The sequence below is a fragment of the Candidatus Pelagibacter sp. HIMB1695 genome (assembly GCF_052047655.1).
In the GTDB taxonomy this organism is placed as follows: domain Bacteria; phylum Pseudomonadota; class Alphaproteobacteria; order Pelagibacterales; family Pelagibacteraceae; genus Pelagibacter.
In genome coordinates, this window is record NZ_JBNAJT010000001.1 from 268,707 (window position 1) to 281,436 (window position 12,730).

Here is a 12,730-nt window from a genome sequence, read left to right on the forward strand (position 1 = left end):
TTAATATTTTACAAAGATTTAAAACTTATAATTTTATCAGGATCTGTTACAGCACCATTGTTATTTTGGTCACCTCTTTTAATTTTATCTACAAACTCCATTCCCTCAACAACTTTACCAAAAACAGTATACTGTCTGTCTAAAAAAGGAGCTGGTTGAAAGCAAATAAAAAACTGGCTATTTGCACTATTTGGATCTTGAGCTCTAGCCATAGATAATGTGCCTCTGTCATGAGGTAAACTATTAAACTCTTGTTCTAAATCGGGCATATCAGATCCACCCATACCTGCTCTTCTTAAATCAAATTCTTTAGACTCTGAATTTCCAAATTTAACATCTCCTGTTTGAGCCATGAAACCATCGATTACTCTATGAAATACAACATTGTCATATTTTCCACTGTTAGCTAATTCTTTAATTCTTTTGACATGGTTTGGCGCAACGTCTTCAAATAATTCAATTTTTACATCACCATCTTTTAGTTTTAAAATCATTATATTCTCCTCAGCTATTAATTGATTTGCACTAATAAAAAATAAAATAAATATGTATGATAAAATTCTATTCATATTTTTCTTTTAAAGATTTTATTGTGCTTTTGGTAGTAAATTTTTTAATATTTCCATTTAATTTTACAATTTCTTTAACAAATCTAGATGAAATAATTTGATTTTCTACATCTGACATTAAAAAAATTGTTTCAATGTCTTGATTCAACTTTCTATTCATTCCAGCAAGTTGAAATTCATATTCAAAATCAGATACAGCTCTTAAGCCACGCAATATAATATTTGATTTATATTTTTTGCACAAATCTGTAGTTAGTGAACCAAAGGAAACAACTATAATTTTTTTTTTATTTAATTTTAAATCGTTAAATAAAGCTTTATTAACAATTTCTATTCTTTCATCTGATGAAAATAAATAATTTTTATTATTAACATCTGAAACTCCAACTACTATTTTATCAAAAAGTTTTAATGCTTTTTTAATAACATCTATATGACCATAAGTAATTGGATCAAAAGTTCCTGGATATATTGCAATTTTATTCATTAAATTAAATTATCATCAATTTTAATTGCAGAAACAACTTTTTCATCACCAGATAATTTTATAATTCTTACACCTTGAGTATTTCTGCTAGCAGTTCTTATTTCTTTTACCGCAACTCTAATAACTCTTCCTTTGTTTGTAGATATTAAAATTTCATCACCTTCAAAGACTGGAAAAGAGGATGTTATATTTCCATTTCTTGGAGAATTTATAATTCCAATAATACCCTTGCCTCCTCTATTTGTAACTCTATAGTCTATATGAGAAGTCTTTTTACCATAACCGTTTTCACTTATTGCTAATACAAATTTTTCTTTTGCTTTTAATTCAGATTTTTCATCTTTTGATTTTTTTCCATTTTTATTTAATTTATCATTATCAATTACAGACAATGAAACAATTTGATCACCAGATGCTAGTTCAATACCTTTAATTCCTTTTGAAGATCTCCCCTTAAATACTCTTAGTTTTCTAGCTTCGAAACGGATACATTTACCAAATCTAGTACTCAGAATTATATCTTGATCATCTTTACAAATTTTAACTCCAACAATTTTATCATTGTTATCAAGTTTCATTGCAATTTTTCCTGAAGCATTAATGGAAGAGAAATCTTCTAAACTATTTTTTCTAACTTTACCTTGTGCTGTTGCAAAAATAATTTGATAATTTTTTGAATCTGTATCTTCATCAGGCATTGGCATAATTGAACTGATAGATTGATGACTTTTTAATGGAAGTATATTGAATAAAGATTTACCTTTTGAAGCTGATGATCCTTCGGGTATTTTCCAAGCTTTAATTTTATAAACAAGCCCCTCTGTTGAAAAAAATAAAACTGATGTATGCGTATTAACTGACAGAGTTTGTATTACGGAGTCTTGATCTCTGGTAGTAATTCCAGATTTACCTTTTCCACCCCTTTTTTGTTGCTTCACATTATTTAATGATCCTCTTTTAATATACCCTTGTAAAGTTACTGTAATAATTACAGATTGTTTTTGGATTGTTTCCTCGATGTCGTAATTTAATACCGCATCAATAATTTTAGTTCTTCTAGGAACAGCAAATTTTTCTTTAATATTTTTTAATTCTTCGCTTATTACTCTCAAAAGCTCTTTTTTAGACGATATAATTTTTTTATATTTTGCAATTAATTCAGCTAATTTTTTAATCTCAACTTCAATTTCATTGATACCAAGAGCTGTTAATTTCTGTAATCTTAATTCTAAGATAGCTAAAACTTGTGGTTCAGATAAAGAATAAATATTTTTACCTTTTTTTCCCTCTACTAAAGAAATTAGCTTTTGTGATTTGTTTATTTTCCATTTAGTTTTAAGAATAGCATTTTTTGCATCCTCAGGTGTTTTGGAAGATCTAATGATTTTTATAATTTTATCTAAGTTTTCTACTGCAACAGATAGACCAATTAAGATATGAGCTCTTTCCTCTGCTTTTTGAAGATCAAATTTTGTTTTTTTGATTACTACATCTTCTCTAAAAGATAAAAAATTAGAAAGAAATTCTTTTAATGTACATGTTTTTGGTTTCCCTTCTACTATTGCTAAAGTGTTAAAACCAAAAGAGCTCTCTATTTGAGTATTTTTGTAAAGTTGTCTTTTAATTGTTTCTGGCTCGACACCGTTTCTCAAATCAATAGCAACTCTTATACCTTCTCTGTTAGACTCGTCTCTTATATCTTTAATACCTTCAATTTTCTTTTCTCTAACTAATTGTGCAATTCTTTCATTTAGTACAGCTTTATTTACTTGGTATGGAATTGAAGTAATTACTAATCTATCTCTGCCATTCTTTAAGCTTTCAACTGATACTTCACCTCTAATTTTAAATGAGCCTCTACCATTGTTGTAACCTTGTTTAATTATATCTTTGCCGATTATTACTCCTCCAGTCGGAAAATCTGGTCCTGGAATATGTTTCATTAGTTCTTTTATTTTAATATCTTTGTTTTCTATTAAGGCTAAAGTACCATCAATTATCTCACCAAGATTATGAGGAGGAATACTGGTTGCCATTCCAACAGCTATACCTCCAGCCCCATTAACTAATAAATTTGGAAATTGTGCAGGTAATACGCTAGGTTCTTTCTCTGTTTCATCATAATTACTTTTAAAACTAATCGTATTTTTTTCGATATCATCAATTAAAAATTGTGAAACTTTTGACAATCTTGTTTCGGTATACCTCATAGCAGCAGCAGGATCACCATCAATGGATCCAAAATTACCTTGCCCTTGAACTAAAGGTAAACTCATTGAAAAATCTTGCACCATTCTAACTAATGCATCGTAAACTGATTGGTCACCATGAGGGTGATATTTACCAATTACATCCCCGACTATTCTTGCTGATTTTCTAAATTGTTTAGACCAATCATAACCACCTTTATACATTGCATAAAGGATTCTTCTGTGAACTGGTTTTAATCCATCTCTTACATCAGGTAATGCACGACTTACAATAACACTCATTGCATAAGACAAGTAAGACGAGCTCATCTCGTCATGCATAGAGATTAGATTAATGTTCTTATCTTTTGGTTCTTCAGTTTTTTGCATAGAAATTAAAATGGTATTTCGTCATCCATATCATTTGACACTTGAGAAGAATCCTCAATATTATTTTGTTGAGTTGTGTCATTCTGAATTCCACCACCTGTATTTCCTCCACCTAACATTGTAAGTGAAGAATTATAACCTTGTATAACAATTTCTGTTGAATACTTGTCTTGGCCAGATTGTTCATCTTTCCATTTACGTGTTGTTAGTTGTCCCTCCACATAAACTTGGGCACCCTTTTTTAAATATTGTTGAACAACATTTACCAATCCTTCATTGAATACAACTATACGGTGCCATTCAGTTTTTTCTTTTCTTTCACCAGTATTTTTATCTTTCCATGTTTGGCTGGTTGCAAGACTTAGTCTAGCTACACTCTTGCCATTTACCATTTGTTTAATTTCAGGGTCTGCGCCCAAACGACCAATTAATAATACTTTATTTAAACTTCCAGCCATAATATTTTACTATTTGTTAAATTAATTAATAAGATTTATATCACAATTCTTCTGAATATTAATTTTATTGACTCAAAGCAACTAAAAATATGATGAAAAAGATAGTTATTAAGGGCGCTAAAGAACACAATTTGAAGAATGTGACTGTAGAGATTCCAAAAGATAAATTTGTAGTCATAACAGGTTTGTCTGGGTCAGGAAAATCTTCATTAGCCTTTGATACCATCTATGCAGAAGGTCAAAGAAGATATGTCGAGAGCTTATCTGCTTACGCTCGCCAATTTTTAGATAAAATGAAAAAGCCAAATGTTGATTTAATTGAAGGCTTAAGTCCAGCCATAGCAATCGAACAAAAAAACACTTCAAAAAATCCCAGATCAACTGTTGCAACTGTTACAGAAATTTATGATTATATGAGGGTGCTCTATGCAAGAGCTGGTATTCCCTACTCTCCTTTTACAGGTAAGCCAATAACCTCTCAAACAATTACTCAAATTGTTGATTTAATTAAAAAATTACCAAAAAAATCTACAATTTATATTTATGCTCCAGTAGTTAGAGGTCGTAAGGGTGAATATAAAAAAGATATTTTAAGCTATAAAAGACGTGGATTTAGAAAAATAAAGATTGATAATGTTTTATACGATATAGAAAAATCCCCTAACCTTGATAAAAAATTAAAACACGATATTTCAATTTTAGTTGATAGAATTGTACTCAATTCAAAACTTGGAAACAGATTAGCCGAAAGTGTAGAAACAGCTGTAAATTTAGCTAATGGATTAGTTTTTGTTGAATACGAAGATGAAACACTTCCTCAAAAATTTAGAAAAATTGAAAAATTAATTTACTCCACAAAGTTTGCCTGTCCAGAAAGTGGATTTACTATCGAAGAAATAGAACCAAGATTGTTTTCATTTAATAGTCCCTTTGGTGCTTGTGAAGAATGTGAAGGTATAGGAATGAAATTAAATGTAGACCCAAATTTAGTAGTTCCAGATGATCGTAAAAGTTTAGCGGATGGAGCAATTGAACCATGGGCTAAATCGACAACTTTATATTATGCGCAAACTTTAGCTTCTCTTGCAAAACATTATGAATTTTCTCTTGATGAAAAATGGAAGAAGCTTCCAAAAAAAATAAAAGATATAATTTTATATGGTTCAGATGAGGACGAAATTAAATTTAATTATGATGATGGGTATGAAAAATATTCATATAAAAAAACTTTCGAAGGTGTAATTAATAATCTTGAAAGACGTTTCTTGGAATCTGATAGTGAATGGAAAAGAGAAGCAATAGCCGAATATCAATCAGATACTGCATGTGAAGCTTGTAATGGTGATAGACTAAAAGAAGAAGCATTATGTGTTAAGATTAATGATTTAAATATTAGTGAGGTTACTAAAAAATCAATTCATGATGCCGCTGAATGGTTTAAAAGCTTAGAAAATAATTTAGATAAAAGGCAATTTAAAATTGCAGAACATGTCCTAAAAGAAATAAATGAAAGATTAAATTTCTTACTTAATGTTGGTTTAGATTACTTAACACTCTCAAGAGAGTCTGGAACTTTATCAGGAGGAGAAGCTCAAAGAATCAGATTAGCATCACAAATTGGATCTGGTTTAACAGGAGTATTATATGTTTTAGATGAACCATCAATTGGTTTGCATCAAAAAGATAATGTTAAATTAATAAATGCATTAAAAAGACTAAGAGATCTTGGGAATACAGTAATTGTTGTTGAACATGATACTGAGACAATGGAAAATGCAGATCACATTATTGACCTTGGACCAGAAGCTGGAACGAATGGTGGTCAAATAACAGCTCAAGGAACTTACGAAGAACTTAAAAAGGATAAGAAGAGTATAACGGGACAGTATCTTGCGAATAAACAGAAAATTGAAATTCCTAAAACTAGACGATTAGCAAAAAATGGTAGATTTGTAGAAATAAATGGTGCTAGTGGGAATAATTTAAATAATGTTAATCTTAAAATTCCTACAGGCACATTCACTTGTGTAACTGGAGTTTCAGGAAGTGGTAAATCTACATTGGTATTACAAACATTATTTCATGCATTAAACTTAACACTTAATAATAAAGCTAGAAAAACTCCTAAAGCTTTTAAAGATTACAAAGGTGTCGAATTAATTGATAAAATTATTGATATCGACCAATCCCCTATTGGTAGAACTCCAAGATCTAACCCAGCTACTTATACTGGAGCTTTTGGTCCTATAAGAGATTGGTTTACTAGCTTACCAGAGTCTAAAACTAGAGGTTATAAACCAGGAAGATTTTCGTTTAATGTTAAGGGTGGTAGATGTGAAGCCTGTGAAGGTGATGGTGTTATTACATATGAAATGCACTTTTTACCAGATGTTTATATTCAGTGTGATGAATGTAAAGGAACGAGATACAACAGAGAAACTTTAGAGATTAAGTTTAAAGGAAAAAGTATAGCTGATGTTTTAGATATGTCTGTTGATGAAGGTTGTGAATATTTTGAAAACATTTCAAATATTAAATCTAAATTATTAACTCTAAAAAAAGTTGGACTTGGTTACATTAAAATTGGACAACAAGCTACAACACTGTCAGGTGGTGAAGCACAAAGGATTAAACTAGCTAAAGAATTATCAAAAAGATCAACTGGTAGAACTATGTACATATTAGACGAACCAACAACTGGACTACATCAGCACGATATTAAAAAGTTACTAGAAATTCTTCACACCTTCGTGAAATTAGGAAACACCGTAGTTGTAATAGAGCATAACTTAGATGTTATAAAAACTGCTGATCATATAGTTGACATGGGTCCTGAGGGTGGTGTTAAAGGTGGTAAAATTGTTGCAGAAGGCAAACCTGAAGAAGTTTGCAAAGTAAAAGAAAGCTACACAGGTCAGTTTTTAAAACCTCTTTTGTATTAAATATAAAAACTTATAAAAAATCTAAATTTAGTGTATATTAATTAAGAATCATGAGCAGTTTATTATCATCACTATCTAAAACAATTCATGCATCGCTTGCATTAGCAATTATATTGTTTTTAGGTCTTTCCTATTTAAATGATGGTATTTCAATCGATACTCTTTTCTGGAGCTGGTTATTTAGATACATTCATGTTGTTGTTGCAATAATGTGGATAGGATTATTGTGGTATTTTAATTTTGTTCAAATTCCAAATATGGGAAAAATACCTGATGAACAAAAACCTGCTATTGGGAAAGTAATTGCTCCTGCTGCATTATTTTATTTTAGATGGGCAGCTGCGTTTACTGTTCTTTCAGGATTAATCTTAGCTCTGTTAAATGGATATTTACATGATGCTATGACTTTAAGCATTGGATCGGGTGTTCCAAAACATACAGCAATAGGAATTGGTATGTGGTTAGGAATTGTTATGGCATTTAATGTTTGGTTTGTAATTTGGCCAAACCAAAAAAGAGCTTTAGGAATAGTTGAAGCTGATCCAGAAACAAAAGCTAAGTCTGCTAAAACTGCAATGTTGTTTTCAAGAACAAATACTCTTTTATCGCTACCAATGTTACTTTCAATGGTAGCTGCTCAAAACTTATATTAAACAGTTTTATTATCGTCTTCTCTTAAGACTGTTTTTTGTGATACTCTTAATCTCACTAAAACTGTATTAGCTATATAAATCGAAGAATAAGTTCCAAACACAACACCAAGTATCATTGCTAAAGAAAAACCTTTTAAAATTTCGCCACCAAAAAAGAATATTGCCAATAAAGCTAATAACGTAGTAGCTGAAGTAATAATAGTTCTAGATAGAGTTTCATTAATTGAAATGTTTGTTAATTCAAAAATTTTAATGTCTGAATATTTTCTCAAATTTTCTCTAACACGATCAAAAATTACAACCGTATCGTTCATAGAATAACCAACAATAGTTAGAACAGCTGCAATAATTGATAAATTAATTTCAAGACTAAATAATGAAAAAATTCCCAATGTAACTATTACATCGTGAAATAATGCCAAAATTGCCCCCAAACTAAATTGCCACTCGAAACGTATCCAAATATAAATAAGCATTACAGCTAGAGATAAAGAAATTGCTATCACGCCAGCTTTAAGCAATTCAGCGCTCACTTTAGGACCTACGTTCTCAACTCTTCTAAAGTCATAGTTATTTCCAAAAGAACTATCTAAATCCTTTTTAATTTCTTCAATAATGTTTTTTTTATTATCTTTATTTTCAAATTTAATTAGAAAATCAGTATCATTTCCAAATTTTTTAACAGAAACATCTCCTAAATCCATTTGATTAAATTTATCTCTCAATGAACTAACGCTAATTTTGCTATCTGATGACCTTAGTTCAATTAATGTTCCACCTTTAAAGTCTATACCGTAATTTAAACCTTTAAAAATTAGTAATAAAAGTGATGCTGTAATTAAGAATATAGATAGTATGTTAAAGTGATTATAGTATTTATTAAAGGCTATCATTAGATTAGTTTTTCCTTATTTTTATTTCTTGTCACATAAAGACTAGTGAACAATCTTGCTATAAAATATACTGAAAATAGAGTTGTAAATATTCCTACACCTAGTGTAACAGCAAATCCTTTTACTGGACCAGAACCCATAAAAAATAAAATTATAGCTGCTAATAAAGTAGTAATATTTGCATCAATAATTGCTGTTCTTGATTTTGTGTAACCTCCATCAAAAGCTAAAATATTATTATTTTCATCTTTAAGTTCTTCCTTAATTCTCTCAAAGATTAAAACATTTGCGTCAACTGCCATTCCAACAGTTAAAATTATACCAGCTATACCAGGAAGAGTTAGTGTTGCTTCAAATAAAGTTAATATACCAAGTAATAAAAATAAATTTATTATTAATGTGACGTTAGTGATTAATCCAAACACTTTGTATTTAACAAACATAAAAATAATAACTAATAAAAAACCTATGGCTAAAGCGATCATTCCTGCATTAATCGAATCTTGTCCTAGATCAGGACCTACAGTTCTTTCCTCTATAATCTCTAAAGGAGCTGGTAAAGCTCCAGATCTTAATAATAAGGCTAAATCTGTAGCACTTTGGAAAGTAAATCCACCACTGATCTGTCCAGACCCACTTGCTATTGTATCTCTAACAACAGGTGCACTAATTATTTTTCCATCTAAAACAATCGCTAATTGTTTTCCAATACCAGTAGATGTTGCTTTACCAAATCTTTTGGCACCTACTCTATCTAATGTAAATGACACAATAGTTTGATTGTTTTGAGTGTCCATTTTTGGTTGTGCATCTAATAGATTTTCACCACTGATGATTATTCTTTTGCTTACTGTTGCTTCTTCTAAGCCATCTTCAAATTTTAACTTCTCAACACCAAATCTGTCACTTTCATCATTGGTTACAAATCTAAATGTAAGATTTGCTGTTTTTCCTAATAGTGATTTAATTCTTTGAGGATCATCTAACCCAGGAAGTTCAACAAGGATTCTGTCATTGCCTCTTTTTAAAATATTGGGTTCATTAGTACCGACTTCATCTACCCTTCTTCTTACAATTTCTATAGCTTGATCTTGCGATGAAGTTTTAAGATTGATTATGCCTTGTCTTGAAAAACTTACTTTTAAATTGATAACATTATCTTCGATGTCAAGTTGGTGTGATTTAAATCTTGGGTAATAAGGATTTAGATCACTATTTTCATCTTGAAACACATCTAGAACTGCTTGTTTATCTAAATCAGCAACATTGAAAAAAATATTTTGATTATCAATTTTAATATTATTAATTTTGATATTTTTCTCTTTGAAATAATTTCTAATAGTGGTTGTTAAATTTTGTAATTTTTGTTCAATTACAGGCTCATTATCAATTTCAAGTAAAAGATAAGAACCACCTTGTAAATCTAAACCAAGGTTTATTTTCTTATTAAAAAAACTATCATCGAACTTAAATAAATTTGATGACGCAATTAAAATAAATAATAAAGAAAATAAAGTTACAAATAAGATTCTTAGTTTAGAAAAATAAAGCACTTATCTTAATTGATTATTTTTTAACTTCTGGAGTATTGTTTAAGAGACTTTGAATGCCTGTAGCTTTAACAATTTCTACTTTAACATTTTCAGCTATTTCAACTTCTACTTTGTCGTTATCGATTAATCTTTCTACTCTTCCTGTTATACCACCTGAAGTGACTACTTTATCTCCTCTCTTTAAACCTTCGACCATTGCTTTATGCTCTTTAACTTTTTTTTGCTGTGGTCTAATTAAGAAAAAATAAAAAATAACAAAAATTAAAATTAGCGGTATAAATTGACCTATTCCTGAACCTTCCATAAAACTCCTTTAAATTATGGCATTCTTATACCATCTAACTAATTAAAACAACTTTAATTGTTAGAAATCAATTCCATATTGTTCATATAAGGTCTTAGAACTTTAGGAATTATAATAGAACCATCTTTTTGCTGATAGTTTTCCATAATTGCAATCAGAGTTCTTCCAACAGCTAAACCGCTTCCATTTAACGTACCTGCAAAAACATTTTCCTTATTATTATTTTTATATCTTGCCTTCATACGCTGTGCTTGAAACGTCGAACAAGATGAACATGAAGATATTTCTCTATATTTATTTTCTGATGGTAACCATACCTCAATATCATAGGTCTTCTCTGCGCTAAAACCCATATCACCTGAACATAAAATTACTTTTCGATAAGGTAATTCTAATTTATCTAGTATGTCAGTGGCACAATTTGTCATTCTCTCTAATTCTTCTAAACATTTTTCATTCTCAACAATGCTTACCATTTCAACTTTGTAAAATTGATGCTGCCTAATCATGCCCCTTGTATCCTTTCCATAACTTCCAGCTTCTTTTCTAAAACAAGGAGTTGAAGCAACAAATCTCATTGGTAAATTATTAAGATCAATCATTTTATCTTTAACAATATTAGTTAAAATCACTTCTGCTGTTGGTATCAAAAATTTTCTATCTGAACCTTCGTCAAATTTAATTTCAAACTGGTCATTTTCAAATTTTGGCAACTGTCCAGTGCCGTACATAGTGCTTTCTGATGCCATTAATGGAGGTGATATTTCCTGATAACCATTTTGATGAATATGCGTATCAAGCATAAAATTTGATATTGCCCTTTCTAAAAGAGCCAATTTATCTTTTACAAATACAAATCTTGAACCAGTAGTTTTTGTAGCTAAATCAAAATCAAGCATATTTAGTTTTTCACCTAATTCGTAATGTGTTTTAGGTTTAAATTCTAAATTGGGTATCTCTCCTGATTTTAATATTTCTTTGTTATCATTTTCGTCTTTACCATTTGGAACATCTTCATGTGGTATATTGGGTATACTAGACAGTATACTATCTAAATCAAACTTAATTTGTTTTTGATCTTCTACAATTTTCTCGAGTTCCTTGCTAATTTCTTTAGATTTCTTAAACAAACTCTCATCTTTTGATTTAGAAATATCTTTTTTTTCTTTTTCTAAACTTTCTTTTTTTTGAATTAAATTTCTATTTTGTTCATCTAATTTTTGAATTTTTTCAAAATCTACTTCTAAATTTCTTTTTTCAAGAGATTTTTGAAATTTGGAAAAATCTTTTCGTATTTCTTTAATGTTATGCATCTTCTTTTTGTAAATTTTTATTTTCTATAAATTTTACTGAAAATATTGATAATTCATATAGAATTAATAAAGGTATTGCTAAACCTATTTGAGTAATTGGATCTGGTGGTGTTAACAATGCAGCTGCTGCAAATATTATAACAACTACATATTTTCTTCTCTCTTTTAAAAATTGACTATCAACTATTCCGATTCTTGCCAATAAACTTAAAACAACTGGTAACTGAAAACTGATACCAAAAGCAAAAATTAATTTCATAACTAGTGATAAATATTCATTAACTTTAGCCTCTAATTGAATTGGCAAATTTGTAGAAAGACCTGTGCTTTCAAATGAAAGAAAAAATTTAATCGCAAGTGGCATTATCAAATAATAAACCAGCATGCCTCCTAAAAAAAATAATATTGGTGTTAATATAAGGTAAGGCAGAATTGCTACCTTTTCATGTTTGTACAAACCTGGTGCAATAAATTTCCAAATTTGCATCAAGATAAATGGACATGTAACAAAAAAAGCAGTGAAGAAAGATACTTTAAGATATGTTAAAAAGGTCTCTTGTAAAGCTGTAAATATTAATCTTCTATCAGAGCCGTCTTCTTTTACAGCTCTAGCAAATGGATCAACAAGAAAACCATAGATATGTTCTGCAAATAAGTAACAAATTACAAAAAAGATAAATAAAAAGATAAAGCTATTTATTAACCTTTTTCTTAATTCTGTTAGGTGACTTACAAATCCACCTTCCTGATCTTCATTACTCATCTTTTTTAATTTCTTTTTTTATTTCGTTGTCAATTTTTTCGTCATCAATCTCTAGATTTGAAACTTCATTTTGAATATTATTAACGTATCTTTTTGCTGATCCGATCCATGAGCCTGCTTTCTTTAACATCACTGGAAAATCCTTTGGTCCAAGAACTATTATTGCAATAGCAACAACAATTAAAATTTCAAACCAACCGATAGTAGGCATTTAAA

General features: G+C 29.5%; 12 protein-coding genes. 2 read left to right on the forward strand and 10 right to left on the reverse strand.

The annotated features are described in order from the left end of the window. Positions 1–8: 8 nt before the first annotated feature. The 4 genes from ACTTAX_RS01545 to ssb are packed head-to-tail and all read right to left on the reverse strand — an operon-like array spanning position 9 to position 4,093. Entirely contained in the window at positions 9–569 is a 561-nt protein-coding gene (locus ACTTAX_RS01545; protein ID WP_262589211.1) for a peptidylprolyl isomerase, read from the reverse strand. Continuing rightward, positions 562–1,056, reverse strand: coding sequence for a pantetheine-phosphate adenylyltransferase (gene coaD, locus ACTTAX_RS01550; protein WP_440692321.1), 495 nt, complete (start codon positions 1,054–1,056; stop codon positions 562–564). Before coaD ends, ACTTAX_RS01545 begins: the two co-directional genes overlap by 8 nt. Continuing rightward, positions 1,056–3,635 carry a DNA gyrase subunit A gene (gyrA, locus tag ACTTAX_RS01555; RefSeq protein ID WP_440692323.1) on the reverse strand — a complete coding sequence of 860 codons (2,580 nt, stop codon included), beginning with the start codon at positions 3,633–3,635 and terminating at the stop codon, positions 1,056–1,058. Before gyrA ends, coaD begins: the two co-directional genes overlap by 1 nt. 5 nt (positions 3,636–3,640) lie before the next feature. Further along, on the reverse strand, positions 3,641–4,093 hold the full coding sequence (gene ssb, locus ACTTAX_RS01560) for a single-stranded DNA-binding protein (RefSeq protein WP_262589214.1): 453 nt from the start codon (positions 4,091–4,093) through the stop codon (positions 3,641–3,643). Between the two features lie 89 nt (positions 4,094–4,182). On the opposite strand from ssb, the gene uvrA reads away from it, so the two are divergent. Continuing rightward, a complete protein-coding gene (gene uvrA, locus ACTTAX_RS01565; protein ID WP_440692325.1) occupies positions 4,183–7,035 on the forward strand; it encodes an excinuclease ABC subunit UvrA in 2,853 nt (950 codons plus the stop codon). A gap of 50 nt (positions 7,036–7,085) precedes the next feature. Further along, complete coding sequence (locus ACTTAX_RS01570; RefSeq protein WP_440692327.1) at positions 7,086–7,688, forward strand: urate hydroxylase PuuD; 603 nt, start codon at positions 7,086–7,088, stop codon at positions 7,686–7,688. Here the strand turns inward: ACTTAX_RS01570 and secF are convergent. Genes secF through tatB form a run of 6 tightly spaced genes read right to left on the reverse strand, consistent with a single transcriptional unit; the run spans position 7,685 to position 12,725 of the window. Beyond that, on the reverse strand, positions 7,685–8,581 hold the full coding sequence (secF, locus tag ACTTAX_RS01575; RefSeq protein WP_262589217.1) for a protein translocase subunit SecF: 897 nt from the start codon (positions 8,579–8,581) through the stop codon (positions 7,685–7,687). The genes ACTTAX_RS01570 and secF overlap by 4 nt on opposite strands. Next, positions 8,581–10,134, reverse strand: a complete 1,554-nt coding sequence (gene secD / locus ACTTAX_RS01580) for a protein translocase subunit SecD (protein WP_440692329.1) — start codon at positions 10,132–10,134, stop codon at positions 8,581–8,583. Before secD ends, secF begins: the two co-directional genes overlap by 1 nt. 13 nt (positions 10,135–10,147) lie before the next feature. Continuing rightward, complete coding sequence (yajC, locus tag ACTTAX_RS01585; protein ID WP_262589219.1) at positions 10,148–10,438, reverse strand: preprotein translocase subunit YajC; 291 nt, start codon at positions 10,436–10,438, stop codon at positions 10,148–10,150. A gap of 53 nt (positions 10,439–10,491) precedes the next feature. After that, complete coding sequence (serS, locus tag ACTTAX_RS01590; RefSeq protein ID WP_440648414.1) at positions 10,492–11,751, reverse strand: serine--tRNA ligase; 1,260 nt, start codon at positions 11,749–11,751, stop codon at positions 10,492–10,494. Then, on the reverse strand, positions 11,744–12,514 hold the full coding sequence (tatC, locus tag ACTTAX_RS01595; RefSeq protein WP_262589221.1) for a twin-arginine translocase subunit TatC: 771 nt from the start codon (positions 12,512–12,514) through the stop codon (positions 11,744–11,746). Before tatC ends, serS begins: the two co-directional genes overlap by 8 nt. Continuing rightward, positions 12,507–12,725 (reverse strand): Sec-independent protein translocase protein TatB, encoded by a 219-nt coding sequence (tatB, locus tag ACTTAX_RS01600; RefSeq protein WP_440692331.1) that lies wholly within the window; start codon positions 12,723–12,725, stop codon positions 12,507–12,509. Before tatB ends, tatC begins: the two co-directional genes overlap by 8 nt. Positions 12,726–12,730: the final 5 nt, after the last annotated feature.

What these genes read in the sequence shown, in the direction of transcription:
- ACTTAX_RS01570 (WP_440692327.1), top strand. Translation starts at nt 7,086, where the DNA reads ATGAGCAGTTTATTATCATCACTATCTAAAACAATTCATGCATCGCTT.
- tatC (WP_262589221.1), bottom strand. Translation starts at nt 12,514, where the DNA reads ATGAGTAATGAAGATCAGGAAGGTGGATTTGTAAGTCACCTAACAGAA.
- secF (WP_262589217.1), bottom strand. Translation starts at nt 8,581, where the DNA reads ATGATAGCCTTTAATAAATACTATAATCACTTTAACATACTATCTATA.
- ACTTAX_RS01545 (WP_262589211.1), bottom strand. Translation starts at nt 569, where the DNA reads ATGAATAGAATTTTATCATACATATTTATTTTATTTTTTATTAGTGCA.
- tatB (WP_440692331.1), bottom strand. Translation starts at nt 12,725, where the DNA reads ATGCCTACTATCGGTTGGTTTGAAATTTTAATTGTTGTTGCTATTGCA.
- uvrA (WP_440692325.1), top strand. Translation starts at nt 4,183, where the DNA reads ATGATGAAAAAGATAGTTATTAAGGGCGCTAAAGAACACAATTTGAAG.
- coaD (WP_440692321.1), bottom strand. Translation starts at nt 1,056, where the DNA reads ATGAATAAAATTGCAATATATCCAGGAACTTTTGATCCAATTACTTAT.
- gyrA (WP_440692323.1), bottom strand. Translation starts at nt 3,635, where the DNA reads ATGCAAAAAACTGAAGAACCAAAAGATAAGAACATTAATCTAATCTCT.
- ssb (WP_262589214.1), bottom strand. Translation starts at nt 4,093, where the DNA reads ATGGCTGGAAGTTTAAATAAAGTATTATTAATTGGTCGTTTGGGCGCA.
- serS (WP_440648414.1), bottom strand. Translation starts at nt 11,751, where the DNA reads ATGCATAACATTAAAGAAATACGAAAAGATTTTTCCAAATTTCAAAAA.
- yajC (WP_262589219.1), bottom strand. Translation starts at nt 10,438, where the DNA reads ATGGAAGGTTCAGGAATAGGTCAATTTATACCGCTAATTTTAATTTTT.